The sequence below is a fragment of the Mycobacterium sp. IDUB_17 genome (genome assembly GCF_055419465.1).
This window is the reverse complement of the sequence record NZ_JBVAXS010000003.1, coordinates 675,570-690,150: the sequence shown is the minus strand read 5'-3', so window position 1 is coordinate 690,150 and position 14,581 is coordinate 675,570. Positions and strand designations below refer to the sequence as shown.

The 14,581-nt window shown below is 65.4% G+C and carries 12 protein-coding genes, 1 tRNA gene and 1 other RNA gene; 9 read left to right on the top strand and 5 right to left on the bottom strand.

Translation table 11 applies throughout. From position 1 onward, the window contains the following. Window positions 1-11: 11 nt before the first annotated feature. Both ACZYZ7_RS16315 and ffs read right to left on the bottom strand, forming a co-directional pair. The gene (locus ACZYZ7_RS16315) at window positions 12-1,295 is read right to left on the bottom strand and encodes an aspartate aminotransferase type Ic (protein WP_450072545.1); all 1,284 of its coding nucleotides are present in this window, start codon (window positions 1,293-1,295) and stop codon (window positions 12-14) included. 35 nt (window positions 1,296-1,330) lie between these two features. Then, an RNA gene (gene ffs / locus ACZYZ7_RS16310) (signal recognition particle sRNA small type) lies at window positions 1,331-1,425 on the bottom strand. A 70-nt stretch (window positions 1,426-1,495) separates the two neighbouring features. Here ffs and ACZYZ7_RS16305 point away from each other — a divergent pair. The 8 genes from ACZYZ7_RS16305 (at window position 1,496) to ACZYZ7_RS16270 (ending at window position 10,004) form a co-directional block, all read left to right on the top strand. Next, window positions 1,496-1,581, top strand: a tRNA-Ser gene (locus ACZYZ7_RS16305). An 83-nt stretch (window positions 1,582-1,664) separates the two neighbouring features. Beyond that, on the top strand, window positions 1,665-2,426 hold the full coding sequence (locus ACZYZ7_RS16300; RefSeq protein ID WP_450072544.1) for a hypothetical protein: 762 nt from the start codon (window positions 1,665-1,667) through the stop codon (window positions 2,424-2,426). A gap of 52 nt (window positions 2,427-2,478) precedes the next feature. After that, the gene (locus tag ACZYZ7_RS16295) at window positions 2,479-3,501 is read left to right on the top strand and encodes a S1C family serine protease (RefSeq protein ID WP_135459335.1); all 1,023 of its coding nucleotides are present in this window, start codon (window positions 2,479-2,481) and stop codon (window positions 3,499-3,501) included. Between the two features lie 3 nt (window positions 3,502-3,504). Continuing rightward, entirely contained in the window at window positions 3,505-5,040 is a 1,536-nt protein-coding gene (locus tag ACZYZ7_RS16290; RefSeq protein ID WP_450072543.1) for a PucR family transcriptional regulator, read from the top strand. 74 nt (window positions 5,041-5,114) lie between these two features. Then, on the top strand, window positions 5,115-6,365 hold the full coding sequence (locus ACZYZ7_RS16285; RefSeq protein WP_450072542.1) for an NAD(P)/FAD-dependent oxidoreductase: 1,251 nt from the start codon (window positions 5,115-5,117) through the stop codon (window positions 6,363-6,365). Window positions 6,366-6,462: 97 nt separating this feature from the next. Further along, the gene (locus ACZYZ7_RS16280) at window positions 6,463-6,927 is read left to right on the top strand and encodes a GreA/GreB family elongation factor (protein ID WP_450072541.1); all 465 of its coding nucleotides are present in this window, start codon (window positions 6,463-6,465) and stop codon (window positions 6,925-6,927) included. A 25-nt stretch (window positions 6,928-6,952) separates the two neighbouring features. Then, window positions 6,953-7,528 (top strand): TetR/AcrR family transcriptional regulator, encoded by a 576-nt coding sequence (locus tag ACZYZ7_RS16275; RefSeq protein WP_135459339.1) that lies wholly within the window; start codon window positions 6,953-6,955, stop codon window positions 7,526-7,528. Window positions 7,529-7,901: 373 nt separating this feature from the next. Continuing rightward, on the top strand, window positions 7,902-10,004 hold the full coding sequence (locus tag ACZYZ7_RS16270) for a P-loop ATPase, Sll1717 family (protein ID WP_450072540.1): 2,103 nt from the start codon (window positions 7,902-7,904) through the stop codon (window positions 10,002-10,004). A gap of 284 nt (window positions 10,005-10,288) precedes the next feature. Here the strand turns inward: ACZYZ7_RS16270 and ligD are convergent, their stop codons facing one another. Together ligD and ACZYZ7_RS16260 are read right to left on the bottom strand one after the other, a co-directional pair. Beyond that, entirely contained in the window at window positions 10,289-11,332 is a 1,044-nt protein-coding gene (gene ligD / locus ACZYZ7_RS16265) for a non-homologous end-joining DNA ligase (protein WP_450072539.1), read from the bottom strand. A 1-nt stretch (window position 11,333) separates the two neighbouring features. Next, entirely contained in the window at window positions 11,334-12,392 is a 1,059-nt protein-coding gene (locus ACZYZ7_RS16260) for an ATP-dependent DNA ligase (protein WP_450072538.1), read from the bottom strand. Window positions 12,393-12,622: 230 nt separating this feature from the next. Here ACZYZ7_RS16260 and ACZYZ7_RS16255 point away from each other — a divergent pair, with 230 nt between their 5' ends. Continuing rightward, on the top strand, window positions 12,623-13,696 hold the full coding sequence (locus ACZYZ7_RS16255) for an ATP-dependent DNA ligase (protein ID WP_450072537.1): 1,074 nt from the start codon (window positions 12,623-12,625) through the stop codon (window positions 13,694-13,696). Here the strand turns inward: ACZYZ7_RS16255 and ACZYZ7_RS16250 are convergent. Beyond that, window positions 13,693-14,547, bottom strand: coding sequence for a hypothetical protein (locus tag ACZYZ7_RS16250; RefSeq protein WP_135459343.1), 855 nt, complete (start codon window positions 14,545-14,547; stop codon window positions 13,693-13,695). The two genes, ACZYZ7_RS16255 and ACZYZ7_RS16250, sit on opposite strands and share 4 nt — an antisense overlap. Between the last annotated feature and the right edge of the window lie 34 nt (window positions 14,548-14,581).

The following is a 14,581-nucleotide window of genomic DNA, read 5'->3' as shown; positions in this document are numbered from 1 at the left end:
CTTCGACCCCCCTAGTCGTCCAGCAGTGACTCGGTCGCCGCCAGCAGCGCGCAGGTGGCCAGGCCGTCGATCGCCTCACGCACGTCGGACAGCGACGGGAACGTCGGCGCGATGCGGATGTTCTTGTCCTCGGGGTCCTTGCGGTACGGGAAGGCCGAACCCGCCTCGGTGACCGCGATCCCGGCGTCCTTGGCCAGCGCGACGGTCCGCCTGGCAGTGCCGGGCCACACGTCGAGACTCACGAAGTAGCCGCCCTTCGGGTCGGTCCACGACGCGATCTTCGACTCCCCCAACCGGTCCTCAAGGATCTCGGCGACCAGGGCGAATTTGGGGGCGATCAGCTCGCGTTGGCGCTGCATCTGCAGGCGCACGCCGTCGGCGTCGCCGAAGAAGCGACTGTGGCGCAGCTGGTTGATCTTGTCCGGCCCGATCGTCTTCTTGCCCGCGTGCTGCAGGTACCAGGCGATGTTGCCCAGCGAGCCGCCCAGGAAGCTGACCCCCGCCCCGGCGAAGGTGATCTTGGAGGTCGAGGCGAATACCAGCGGACGGTTCGGGTTGCCGGCCGCTTCGGCCAGGCCCAGCACGTCGACCTGACGGATGAACTCGCCGGTCAGGGTGTGAACCGCGTAGGCGTTGTCCCACATCAACCGGAAATCGTTTGCTGCCGTTTGCATTTGGACGAGGCGCCGGACAACTTCCCAGGAATAGGTGGCCCCGGTGGGATTGCCGTACACCGGAACGCACCACATGCCCTTGATCGCCGGGTCGGCCGCGACGAGTTCCTCGATCAGGTCGACGTCGGGACCGTCCTCGCGCATCGGCACCGCGATCATCTCGATTCCCAAGGACTCGGTGATCGCGAAGTGGCGGTCGTAGCCGGGCGACGGGCAGAGAAATTTGATGACGGGTTCTTGCACCCAGGGCCGCACCGAGTCCACCCCGCCGTACAGCAGCGAGAACACGATGGCGTCGTGCATCATCTCCAGGCTCGCGTTGTTGCCCGCAATGAGGTTCTGCACCGGGATTCCGAGCAGCTCGCCGAAGATCTCCCGGAGTTCGGGCAGACCGTGCAGGCCGCCGTAGTTGCGGGTATCGGTGCCTTCGCGGTCACGGAAGGAGTCTTTTTCCGAGCCGGGCAGCGACAGCAGCGCGTTGGACAGGTCCAACTGCTCGGGGGCCGGCTTGCCGCGGGTCAGGTCCAGGTTCAGCTTTTTGGCCTGGAGCTCTGCGTAGTTGCGCTGTTGGAGTTCGTGCTGCGCGAGCAGATCGTCGCGGCCGAGGGACTGGAACGACACCGCGCGCCTTTCACAGAAGCTGAATGAACTGGAACGTAAGGGGACCCCGCGCACCCGCCAGAGCCCATTGACCCTTGCTGCCTTCCGGCCCTGGGGGAGTTCACAGGATGGACGCCGCGCGGGGTCCACAGCGAGTGTAATACCCGCCCCTATCCCCGGCGCGTACGGGACCGGTCCGGGCGTCAGTTAGGATTGCCGACGGAGGATTCGCCTAGTGGCCTATGGCGCTCGCCTGGAACGCGGGTTGGGTTAACAGCCCTCAGGGGTTCAAATCCCCTATCCTCCGCGCTCGGGTCCGGGGTGCGAACTGCTGAATCAACCCTGATCAGCAGTTCGCACCCCGGCCCAATTAAGTACCCGAGGAGGAGTATGGGCCGCACCGTCGCGGTGATCTGGCACGTGTCGTTTTCGATCGTGGCCGCCGGCCTGTTCTTCTTCTTCGTTCTTCCGCGATGGCCCGAACTGATGGGTCAGACCTCGCCGACGCTCGGGCTGATCCTGCGCATCGTCACCGGGGTGCTGATCGGTCTCGCGGCCCTGCCCGTGGTGTTCACCCTGCAGCGGACCAAGCGTCCCGAGTTGGCCACCCCGGAGTTGGCGCTGCGCCTGCGGACCGCCTCGATCTCCCTGCACGTCGCGGCGGCAGTGCTGATCGTCGGCACCGCGGTCTCCGAGATCTGGTTGTCACTGGACAGCTTCGGACCGTGGCTGTTCGGGATATACGGCGCCGCCGCAGCGATCGCCCTGCTCGGCATCTTCAGCTTCTACCTGGCGTTTGTCGCCGAACTGCCGCCCCCGCCGCCGAAGCCGGTCAAGACCCGCGAGAAGGCCGAGCGCCGCGGGCGCACGAAGGCCGGCGCCGAGGCCGAGGCTGATACCGATGAGGCTGCCGACGCGGACGAGGTCGAGGAGACCGAAGAGGCTCCCGCAGCTGACGCTGACGCAGAAGAGACCGAGGCTGAGCCAGAGGCTGAAGAAGGCGAAGCTTCCGAAGAGGCCGAAGAGGCCGAAGAGGCCACCGAGGACGAGGAGCCGGCAGGCGCATCTCTGCGTAACCGGCGGCCGTCCAGCAAGAGCGGCACCAAGCGGCGGGGCTTGCGCTCGCGCGGCGAAGTCGCCACCGAAGACTGACACACACACCAATCGCGTCGACATCGGGTTCTTGCCCAGCCAAGATGGGTACATGAGCAAAGTGGGCTCACATTCGTTCAAAGTGATTGTCGCGGCGGCCCTTGCCGCCGCGGCTGCCGTCGTCGCCCCGTCAGCACCTGCCGGTGCCGCACCCGGTGACCCGGAGGCCGTGGCCACCCAGATCGAACCATCGGTGGCGCGCATCGACACCCGAGTGGATTACCAGCAGGCCTACGGCATCGGCACCGGCATCGTGCTGTCCCCGAGCGGCGAGGTGCTGACCAACTATCACGTCGTCCAAGGGGCCAACTCGATCAGCGCCACGGTCGGCGGCCAGAGTTTCCCCGCCGACCTGGTCGGCTACGACCGTCAGAACGACATCGCGGTGCTGCAGCTGCACGGAGCAGCCGGGCTGCCACCGGCCCCGATCGGCGATTCGAGGGTGCTGGCACCGGGTCAGCCGGTGGTCGCACTCGGCAATGCCGGGGGCAGCGGCGCGCCGCTGACCCGCGAGATCGGCACCGTCAGCGCGTTCAACCGGACCGTCAACGCCGAAGACGAGCTGACCGGCACCAGCGATGAGATCAACGGGCTGTTCGAGTTCGCCGCACCGGTACGCGCCGGCGATTCAGGTGGCCCGGTCGTCAACGATGCCGGCCAGGTCGTCGGCATGACGACAGCCGCGTCGGTGAACTTCCGAATGGGTCCCGGCGGCAAGGGATTCGCGATCCCGATCAATGACGCGATGGGCATCGCCGGACAGATCCGCGCCCGCATCCCGTCACCCTCGGTGCACATCGGACCGCCGACCATGCTCGGCGTCGGGGTGCGCACCGCACAGCGCCAGAACGGCGGCGTGATCGTCCAGGACGTCATTCCCGGCGGTCCGGCAGAAGCGGCCGGCCTGATCCCGGGCGATCTGCTCACCAACATCGAGGGAGCCCGGCTGGATTCGGCCCGCACCCTGACGCTGGTTCTCGATCAGCACTACCCGGGCGACGTCGTGGGCCTGACGTGGCTGGACCAGGCCGGCCAGCAACGCACCGGCAAGGCCACGCTCGCCGCTGGGCCGTAATCCGTGGTCACACTGGACCGCCTGATCAACGTCTTGGGCGGCTACGGGGTGCGGCTGCGCGCCCCGGCAAATGGAACCTCCCCGGCGCCGCGCTCGACCGAGTTGCGCAGCGTCGTGATGCACGAACCCGGCCAGGTGATCGGCGACGTCCTGCTGGCGGTCGGGGCCTCCTCGGTCGCCGAGGCGGTGCAGTGGGCCTCGGCGGCGCGCGCCGTGGTGGTGCTGGTTCGCGGTGCGCACACCCCCGACGACGACGAGCCGGTCGCCGACGACCGCATCGCGGTGATGACGGTGGAACCCGAAGTCTCCTGGAGCGAGCTGGCGGCCGTGGTCTACGGCGTGGTACTGGAGGGCCGGGAGACCGAATCCGGGCGCGGCCCAACCGATTTGTTCGCGCTGGCCGACAGCCTGGCCGATGCGGTGGGCGGCTCGGTCACCATCGAGGACCGGCGCAGTTCGGTGCTGGCGTACTCGCGGCTGCAACAGCACGCCGATCCGGCCCGCGCCGAGACGATCCTGAGCCGCGGGGCACCGGAACGGCTCCGCGCCCTGTTCGAAGCCCGCGGGGTGTTCCGGCATCTGGCCGAATCCGACGAGCCGATATTCGTCGAAGGCGACGACGAACGCGGCCTGACTGGCCGGATGGTGGTGGCCGCCCGTGCCGGTCGCGAACTACTCGGCTCGATCTGGGTGACGTGTGCCGAGCCGTTGCCCGACGCGCGCCGGGCTGCACTGGCCGACGGCGCTCGCATGGTCGCCCTGCACCTACTGCGTTCACGCGCCAGCGCCGACCTGGAACGTCAGGTGGAGTCGGAACTCGTCATCCGCCTACTCGAGGGTGCCGCCGACGCCACCACGGCGGCCAGCCGGCTCGGTCTGCCGCAGACGCCGCTCCGCGTGATCGCGCTGCGGGCCCAGACCACCGACGAGCGGCACGCCGCGCTGCTGCTGGCATTCGAGCGAGCGACCGCCGGCTTCGGCTGGTCACGTCCCGGCCGCAGCGCCCTGGCCGGCAACACCGTCTACACCGTGCTGCCCGGCGCCGAGGCCGAGGCCGCCAGCAACTGGGTGACGGGATTACGCGCCGCGCTGCCCGAGCGGGTGACCGTACTGGCCGGGATCAGTGGTCCCGCCATCGCTGCTGAGCTGGCGCTGGCCCGCAGCGAGGCCGACGAGTGCCTGGCGTTGCACGAAGTGCGGCGTGAGGGTCCGGCGCCGGTCTACGACGAGGCCTGGGACGAGATCCTGCTGCAACGGCTTCGGATCGCGGCCCGCTCCGGCCGTGCCCCGCAGCGCGGTCCGGTCGCCGAGTTGCGGGCCCACGACCAGGCCCACGGCACGCAGTACGCGGGGACGCTACGGGCCTGGCTGGAGGCCCAGGGCGATCTGGCCGAGGCCGGCCGCGCACTCGGCGTCCACGAGAACACCGTGCGCTACCGGCTGCGCAAGATGGTCGAGCTGACCCAGCTCGACCTGGACGACGCCCGCAAGCGGTTGGCGATGATGATCGAACTGGCCGCCACTGAAGAATTGTCGTAGTTCGACAATCACACCCCTACTGTTTGTCGAGATCCTGCAAACGCGAAACGCCTGGTCGGCCTCACCATGGGGGCATGGATGGGCTGGAGCGTATTGACGGCGGACCGCGATCAGCGGTCGTCGTGGGTGCGGGCATCGTCGGCCTGTCCACGGCATGGTTTCTGCAGGAACGCGGGGTCGAGGTCACCGTTGTCGACCGCCGCGGCGTGGCGGCAGGCGCGTCGTGGGGCAATGCCGGCTGGGTTTCTCCGACGCTGACCATCCCGCTCAACGACCCGGCCGTGCTGCGCGATGGCCTGCGGTCACTGTTCGATCCGACCGCGCCCCTGCATATCCCGCTGACCTCGGGGCCCCGACTGCTGGCATTCCTGGCCCGGTTCGCCATGAATTGCCGGCTCTCGACGTGGACCAGGGTCGCGAAAGCCAATGTGCCGCTCAACGAGGAGTGCCTCGAGGCTTACGACGTACTGACATCCAACGGGGTATCGGTACCCACCACCGACGGCCCGATCACGGCACTGTTCGAAACCGCCCAACAGGCCGAACATCTCATGACCGAGCTGCGCCGGATGGCCGCGGTCGGACAGACCGTGACCGTGACCGGCCTGTCCGGTGAAACGCTGCGCCAGCATGTGCCGGTGGCATCGGCGGCGATCACCGCGGGCATCAACGTGGAGGGCCAGCGCTTCGTGGACCCGGGCCGGTTCGTGCAGGCCCTCGGCGATGCCGTCGTCGACAGGGGCGCCGAGTTGGTCATCGGCGAGGTCACCGACGTTCGGGCCGAGGGCGCCGGCGTGAACGTGGATATGGCGGATCGTTCCCTGTGGGCCGACACCGCGGTGATCGCCACCGGCGCATGGCTGTCGAAACTGGCCAAGCCCTGGGTCCGCACGCCGGTGCAGGCGGGACGCGGCTACTCGTTCACAGTGCCGGTCCACCACCCGATTCTCGGGCCCATCTACCTGCCTGACGCGCGCGTGGCCTGCACGCCGTACCAGGGCGGGCTTCGGGTGGCCGGAACCATGGAATTCCGTTCCCCCGACGATCCGCTGCAACCGCCCCGGGTCGACGCGATCGTCGCTTCCGCTGCCCCACTGCTCGACGGCGTGGACTGGGAGGCCCGCACCGACGTCTGGGTGGGCCCGCGTCCGGTCACCCCGGACGGGCGCCCGCTGATCGGTGAAGTGGCACAAGGCATCTACGTGGCGGGTGGCCACGGCATGTGGGGCCTGGCCCACGGCCCGGTCACCGGCCGGCTACTTGCCGAACACATCACCACCGGAAAACAACCCGAAGCCTTACGGGAATTCGACCCGCTGCGCTGACGGCCCACGACATTGCCCTGACGGGCCAACAAGCCGTCAGGGGCGGCGCGCAAGCCCGCCCCTGACGGCATATCCGCCTCATCGGAAGGAAACCACAATGACTGTCAGCCAACGTATTTGGTTGTCCCCACAGGCCTACGAGCGCCTGCAGACCGAGTTGTCGGCGCTGCGGGACCTGATCTCGACCGAAGCCCCGTCCGACTCGGACGAGAACCAAGTGGCTGTCCAGCGGGCCCGCCAGACCCGCATCCAGCAGATCCATGATCAGCTGCTCAACGCTGTGGTGGGCGAGACGCCGCCCGACGACGGGGTGGCCGAGCCGGGCATGGTGCTGACCGTGCGCTACGACGAGACCAACGAGGTCGAGACGTTCCTGCTGGGCATCCGCGGCGCCGAATACGGCGATCTGGAGGTCTATTCGGTGAACTCACCGCTTGGTGAGGCCATCGTCGGCGCGCGCCCCGGCGAGCAGCGCCACTACCCGGTACCCAGCGGCGAGGCTGTGCCCGTCACCCTGATCAGGGCGGTGCCGTTCGGGATGCACCTGTCAACCGCGGGGTAGGGTGCGCGCGCCTTACTCTGTCCGAATGGCAGGCGAACGCAAGGGCACGCCCGGCAGCTTGACCGCCGATGACTGGATCCAGGCCGGGTACGCCCTGCTCGCCTCCGACGGGATGCGGGCGCTGAAGATCGAGCGGCTCTGCGAGCAGATCGGCGCCACCAGGGGCAGCTTCTACTGGCACTTCACCGACATGAAGGGCTACCGGGCCGCCCTGGTGGCGTCGTGGAATGCGTTCCTGGAGCAGGACCGTCGCTCGCTGGCCGAACTCGAAGATCTGCCGCCGCGCGAACGGCTGTCGCAAATGATGAAGCAACTGCTCAGCCCGCAGCATTGGACCTTGGAACGCGCGATGCGGGAGTGGGCCAGGTCCGACGACGTCGCCGCGGCCAACGTGCGGGCGGCCGATCACCGGGTCCTGGTCGCCGTCACGAAGGCCTACCTCGACTACGGGTTCAGCCCCGAGGACGCGGCCCTGCGCGGCCAGGCCACTTTCGCGACGGGTATCGGGGTGCTGCATCTCATGGACTCAGCCGATGCCCTGACCGCCGCCGACCGCTCCGAACGATTCCTGGACCTCATGCTGGGGACACCCACGGCCTGAGGTCCACTACTTGGGATTCCCATCCTCGTCCCAGTTCTCGGCGACCTTCTTGCTCGGCTGCACCCGCGGCGGCTCGCCCGGCATCTTGGGATAGTTCGGTCACTTGAGCGTTGCACTGTACAGCAAGAATGCAGGTCGCCTACGCGCGTTGTGGGCAAGGTTATCTGCCCAGTCCTCAGCGACACGACACGCGACAAGTGCCTTCTGCAGGCATCCGTTCCCGGCGGGGCCCGCGCGTCCGGTACAGCATCGCGACCGTTTCAGACCCCGCTTCTCCTGGCCTCCCCTCCACTGCAGCGCATATCCACCGCAAGCGAATCCGCCACCGATTGAAATCGAGGCGAATAATCGGATTCTGAGATAAATTGCACGGATGGCGAAGAGGGCGCGATCGACAGACAGTAGAAGTCCTCGGCCGACATACTCTAGCAATACGGCCGGACCAGTTAACTTGCCTCGCAAGGCGTTGGACCGCATCCATCTTGGGCAATCATTCGCAGAGTACGACACCTATCTAACAAATCCCCAAGTGTACGTACAGACTGCCGCTCTGAAGGCTGCCTCCGATCACGACAACCCGCACTGTTTTTTCGTAGGCCGGCGAGGAACCGGAAAGACTGCAACTACACGCTATCTGCAAGACCGCGTGCAAAATCTGCGCCTAATCCGTCCGGAGATTTTCAGTCCGAGCAGTTTAACTCTACCGCTGCACGACTTCGCCGATGCGAACCAAAAGCCATTCCGTTCACTCATAGCCGCATTTAAGCGGGCCTTAGTAGACGAAATCCTGTTAGATCATTTTGGAAAGCCTTCGGAATCCCGCTCCATCCCTGATTTCGCCCGTAAAGAACGTGAGCGTTACGGCGACATGGATTTCGACATCCGCGTGCTTCACTTCATCGCCTCCTATACACGCGGTCTGCAGACCGAAGATGACATCGCATGGCTCACAGAAATGTCCGCAACGAAAAGCGCATTAAAGGCGGTGAATAATGCGCACATCCATAGCCCTTACACGATAGTTCTGGACGCCATCGACGACTTCTGGGATGGCAGCCAGCAGGCTGTCCTATACCTAACAGCATTAATGCACGCAGCACTCGAGGTGAACACACAGGCGGCAGCAGCCCGAGTCTTAATCTTCTTGCGCGAAAATATATTTGAGCGTGTCCGCGTTTTCGACAGCGAATTCTCACGGCTGGAAACTTGTGTCGTCGGGCTAGATTGGACACCCGCACAACTAGTGGAGATGATCGAGCGCAGGATAAACGCTCCCCTCAATAGTAAGCTCGCACTGGGGGGTACCACTTGGAACGCATTCTTCGAAGACGGCGATCACGCGAAGGAACTCATACTCGAATATTGCCAGCATCGACCTCGCGACGTGCTGACATATTGCACCCTGGCTCTTGACAACGCTCAAGGTAGCAAGCATTCCCAGGTGATGATCGAAGACCTGCAGGACGCTCGCCGGCGATTTTCGGACAGTAGGCTCAAAGACTTAAGCGATGAATATCAGGAAAACTATCCACAGATTGCGGTGGTACTCGAAAGCTTCTATGGCCTCGGCACCACATTTACGATCAATGCGATGGAGGACTTCCTCAATAAACTTCTGGACGATACTCAAGTCGTCTCTTCATGCAAAGAGTGGATTTACGAATACTCTACTGTCGATCGATTTACGCGCCTCCTCTACGACATCGGCTTCGCTGGCATTTTAGATAAGAAGTCCACACGACACAAAGCAGAGCCGATTTTCCGTTCACTGGGGCCGCGAGATACCACCCCCCCTCCGATTTCGATAGGCACAGAAGTCCGTATCCATCCGTCGTATTACGAGGCGCTCGATTTACAAGATGTGCTTGTCAGCAGTTTCACGGAAGGTCAGAAGCTACGTCGATCAGGAATGATCTTGGAGTTGCCTGGAGCACTCAATCCCGAAGAATACCGGGACAAGGTTAATGGATTGATCGAGACCCTTAAGTCGCTCCCACACGGGCGCGAAGGCGCGGACGCATTCGAAGATCTTGTCGGCGAAGTTCTTAGGCTCTGCTTCTACCGCCCCCTCTGTAATATAGAGGCTCAAGTCCGAGAAATTGATGGTACGATCCGGCGCGACTGGATGGCATCCAACCGGGCGAGCTTCGGATTTTGGGAAATGGCAAGGACGCGCTACAACGCCACGCAAGTAATCTTCGAATGCAAGAATTACTCAGAATTACAAGCCAGCGATTTTCAACAAGCCGCGTACTACCTGAACGACACAACTGGAAGATTCATTGTCATTGTGTTCAGGGGTGAACTGAAAAAGCATTATATGGAGCATATAAAGCGCACGGCCGGAAATAACGGAGTTATGCTGGTCCTGAATGAAAAGGACCTCAACGTCTTCCTGCGTCAAGCACGCAACGGAGTCACCAAGGACGACCACATACAGGATCGCTACGACCACACCGTTCGGGCAATCTCGTAGAAGCTGGCCTGGCGGAATCCCGAAGCGACGTGAGACATACGCCCTAGCTAGAGGGCCTGGCAATTGCACAATCGGCAAACGCTTGTCCGGCTCGTTCCAAGGAAAGAGGACGCTGGCAGTTCGAGGCGAGGCAGAGCGCGCCGGAGGGCGCACCCCAGGGGCGTCACTGTGCGGTCCGCCTTTCCTTCCACCCGAAGGGAGCGGTAGAAGCTACTCCGCACGATTCCAGCGTCTGAGGCACCGCCAGAAGTTATCGTGGGAGTGAGCATTGTGCTAGTCGGTCACTACTTGCGATTACCACTATCATCCCAGTTGGCCGCGACTTTCTTGCTCGGCTGCACCCGCGGCGGCTCACCCGGCATCTTGGGATAGTTCGGCGGGTACGGCAGATCCCCCAGGCCACGTTCCTCATCGGCGGCCACCAGGTCCAGCAGGGGCTGCAGCGACTGCTTCTTGTCGTCGATGCCGGCCCACGGATCAGCCCGTCCGGCAAGGAAATCCACTGCGGTGGTGATCGTGTAGTCGTCGGGGTCGGCGTCGCGCAGCTCATCCCACGACAACGGCATCGAGACCGTGGCGATCGGGGTCTTGCGGGCCGAATAGGCCGAGGCGAACGTGCGGTCGCGGGCGTTCTGGTTGTAGTCGATGAACAGCCGCTCGCCCCGCTCCTCCTTCCACCACGAGGTGGTCACCGCATCGGGGGCCCGGCGTTCCACCTCACGGGCCAGGGCGATCCCGGCCCGGCGCACCGCGATGAAGTCCCAGTCGGTCAAGATCGGCAGGAAGATGTGGACGCCGCGGCCGCCTGATGTTTTCGGATAGCCGACCAGGCCCAGTTCGTCGAGCAGCGGCTTGAGCACATCGCAGGCCACGCCGGCGGCCTCGGCGAACCCGGTGCCCGGCTGCGGATCCAGGTCGATGCGCAGCTCGTCGGGGTGCTCGGTGTCCGGGCACCGAACCTGCCAGGGGTGCAAAGTGATCGTGCCCATCTGCGCGGCCCACGCGATCGCGGCGGGGTGAGTCACCTTGAGGGCATCGGCGGTTCGGCCGGACGGGAAGGTGACGACGCAGGTCTCCAGGTAGTCGGGATGCTTCTGCGGGACCCGCTTCTGATAGATCTCCTCACCCTCGATGCCGTCAGGAAACCGTTGCAGATGCGTCGGCCGGTCCTTCAACAGCGCCACCATCCGGTCGGCGACGTGCAGGTAGTACTCCATCAGCTTGCCCTTGGTCCCGGCGGATCCGAGCTTCGGGTAATACACCTTGTCCGGGTTGGTGAACCGGACCTTGATCCCGTCGACATCGAGTTCGGTTGCCGGCGTTGCCATCTCAGCTGTCTCCCTCTAGGACGTCGTACAGGTCGTAGTTCAGCGGCACGTCGAGCTGGTCGAACGTGCAGCTCGCCGGTTCCCGGTCCGGGCGCCAGCGCAGGAACTTCACCGCGTGCCGGAAGCGTTGCCCGTGAACGGTGTTGCCTTCCATCTGGTCATAGGCCACCTCGCACACGCGCTCGGGGCGCACCGGAATCCAGCGCTTGTCGGCGGCCGAGTTCCAGCGGCTCGGGTCGCCCTCGCGGACTTCATCGCCCTCCCGCAGCGGCTCCAGGTCGGCCAGCAGCTTGACCCGGTCCTTCACACTGAACGAGGCTGCGCCACCAACCATCTGCAGCTCACCGTCGGCGCGGTAGAGACCGAGCAGGATCGAGCCGACGCCCTCGCCGCTCTTGTGGATGCGGTAACCGATCGCCACACAGTCGGCGTCGCGGTGGTGCTTGACCTTCACCATCTCCCGCTTGCCCGGCAGGTAGGGCCCGTCGAGCTTCTTGGCGATCACCCCGTCGAGCCCGGCCCCCTCGAAGGTCTGCAACCACTGAGCACCGAGTTCGGGATCGGTGGTGGTCCGCGTGACATGGCACCACTGCTTGGCGTTGACGGCGTCCATCAGCACCTCGCGGCGCACCCGGAAGGGCTCCTCGAGCAAGGCCCGGTCACCGGTGGCCAGGGCGTCGAATCCGATGAAGTGCGCGGGGGTCTGTTCGGCGAGCATCCGCACCCTCGACTCCGCCGGGTGGATGCGCTGCGACAACGACTCCCAGTCCAGGCGTACCCGGCCGTCGATCTCGCGGGGCACCACCACCTCGCCGTCGAGGACACAGCGGTCGGCGAGTTCGTCACGCAGCGCGTCGAGCAGTTCGGGGAAGTAGCGCCCGAGTTCCTTCCCGCTGCGGGACTGCAGCACCACCTCGTCGCCGTCACGGAAGGCCAGCGCGCGGAACCCGTCCCATTTCGGTTCGTAGGACCACACCCCGGCCTCATCGGGCACCTTTACCTGGGCTTTGGCGAGCATCGGTTCGATCGGCGGCACTACGGGTAGGTCCACGGGCTCCATCCTGGTTCATCGGGGTGTCATGGATCTAGACCGCCGCGCCGCCGCCAACTCATCGCACGGATCTGCGGAACAGTCCGGCGGCGGTTGGGACCAGTCACGCTCTGCTTGACGCATACCCGAAGGGGCCGCCTGAAACCCGGTACTCCCGCTCTTGCCTCGCGACTTGGCCGGACTGCGTAGCGCATACTGAATAGCCGCAAACTGAAAAGTTCACACCCAGATCCGGATCCATGCTGCTACCCGTGATGCCGCCCGTCTCGCCGATGCTGGCCAAGCCGGCAACGGTGATTCCCCCGGATGCGTCCTACGAACCCAAATGGGACGGGTTCCGCGCGCTGGTGTTCCGCGACGGTGACGAAGTCGAGCTGGGCAGCCGCAACGAGCGGCCGATGACCAGATACTTCCCCGAACTGGTCGAGGCAGCCAAAGCCGAACTGCCACCGCGGTGTGTCGTCGACGGCGAGATCGTCCTGCCCACCGACCGTGGCCTGGATTTCGAGGCCCTGCAACTGCGTCTGCACCCGGCGGCATCCCGAGTGCGCCTGCTGGCCGCACAGACACCGGCCTGCTTCATCGCCTTCGACCTGCTCGCCCTGGGTAACGACGACCTCACCGGGCGCCCGTTCATGCAACGCCGAGCCGCCCTTGTCGACGCGCTGGGTTCGGGTCCGTCCTTCCATGTCACCCCGGCCACCACCGATCTGCCGACCGCGCGGCGCTGGTTCGACGAATTCGAGGGAGCCGGGCTCGACGGGCTGATCGCCAAGCCGCTCACGCTCACCTACCAGCCGGACAAACGGGTCATGGTGAAGATCAAGCACCAGCGGACCGCCGACTGTGTGGTCGCCGGCTATCGGCTCCACAAGTCGGGCCCGGATGCGGTCGGATCGCTGCTGCTCGGGCTGTACACCGATGACGGTGAGCTGGCATCCGTCGGCGTCATCGGCGCCTTCCCGATGGAGCGACGCCGCGCCCTGTTCACCGAATTGCAGCCCCTGGTCACCGGTTTCGAGAACCACCCGTGGAACTGGGCCGCTCAGGTGGCCGCCGACCCGGATCTCGCGCGGCGATACGGCGGCGGCTCGCGCTGGAACGCCGGCAAGGACCTGTCCTTCGTGCCGCTACGACCCGCACGTGTGGTCGAGGTCCGCTACGACCACATGGAAGGCAGACGGTTCCGGCACACCGCCCAGTTCAACCGCTGGCGGCCCGACCGGGACCCGCGGTCGTGCACCTACGCCCAACTTGACCAGCCAGTCACCTTCCGGCTCAACGACATCGTCCCGGGCCTACTTCCCGACTAGTGGTGATCCGGTGGCTGCAGCCAGGTGGCGAGATTGCGGACGTAATCCTTGAACACCCCGAGAAGCGATGGATCGGACCTGATCTGCCAACCGGGCCGATCGGTGACGAACGACGGTGCCCCGCGGTCCAGGTCCCAGTTGTAATCGGCGAAATGGTGGAAGGTCGACTCCGCCACAGCCCGGCCCATCGGTCTGCCGTCGGGCGTGCGCTCACCGTCGAGCGCGACCGCGAGATTGAACCGCCTGCCGGTCGCGGCGCTGCGTCCCCGGGCCACCACCGTGGCGCACGGCACCCGGGCCGAGACCGAACCCTCATGGGGGTGAGCCGGGAACCACTCGATGCGGCCGCTGGCGGTCCGGGCCGTGCGCAGCAGCTGGTGCCCCGGCTCCTCGGCCAGCACCGGCTGATAGTCACCGTTGGAGCCCGAGTGATAGTTGGGCCACGAGATGTCCGGATTGTCCTGGTCGTCGCAGCGGGACACCGGGTCCACGCTGTCGTCGTGGAATTCGTTGACCTGCCCCAACGACCCCAGCCCCCGCAGGCAGCTGCCCAGGTCCTGATGATCGCGCGCGGTGAGCACCCCGCCGCCGAGCCCGCGGAACCGGCCGATCGCCGCACATTCGTCAGGCGTGAGTCCGTTGCCGACGTCGACGGCCAGCAGCCACAGCTGGTCGAACCCTAGCTCGTCGAGATTGCGGAGCACCGGATCCTGCGCAACGCCATCGGCCCGATTACGGGCAAGCACATCGTGCCCGTCCGCCCGTAACTCGGCGGCCAGCAGCGAGAAACGGCTGACGTCCCAATCGTCGGGATTCGCTGTGATCGTGGTTTGCAGCAGGATCGTCGCCATCCGATGAGCCTGGCTGCTCCGATGATGCTTCGGA

Coding starts and splice junctions, on each gene's coding strand:
- ACZYZ7_RS16260 (WP_450072538.1), bottom strand. CDS start 12,392: ATGGAGCCCGTGGACCTACCCGTAGTGCCGCCGATCGAACCGATGCTC.
- ACZYZ7_RS16285 (WP_450072542.1), top strand. CDS start 5,115: ATGGATGGGCTGGAGCGTATTGACGGCGGACCGCGATCAGCGGTCGTC.
- ACZYZ7_RS16255 (WP_450072537.1), top strand. CDS start 12,623: ATGCTGCTACCCGTGATGCCGCCCGTCTCGCCGATGCTGGCCAAGCCG.
- ACZYZ7_RS16280 (WP_450072541.1), top strand. CDS start 6,463: ATGACTGTCAGCCAACGTATTTGGTTGTCCCCACAGGCCTACGAGCGC.
- ACZYZ7_RS16275 (WP_135459339.1), top strand. CDS start 6,953: ATGGCAGGCGAACGCAAGGGCACGCCCGGCAGCTTGACCGCCGATGAC.
- ACZYZ7_RS16300 (WP_450072544.1), top strand. CDS start 1,665: ATGGGCCGCACCGTCGCGGTGATCTGGCACGTGTCGTTTTCGATCGTG.
- ACZYZ7_RS16270 (WP_450072540.1), top strand. CDS start 7,902: ATGGCGAAGAGGGCGCGATCGACAGACAGTAGAAGTCCTCGGCCGACA.
- ligD (WP_450072539.1), bottom strand. CDS start 11,332: ATGGCAACGCCGGCAACCGAACTCGATGTCGACGGGATCAAGGTCCGG.
- ACZYZ7_RS16295 (WP_135459335.1), top strand. CDS start 2,479: ATGAGCAAAGTGGGCTCACATTCGTTCAAAGTGATTGTCGCGGCGGCC.
- ACZYZ7_RS16250 (WP_135459343.1), bottom strand. CDS start 14,547: ATGGCGACGATCCTGCTGCAAACCACGATCACAGCGAATCCCGACGAT.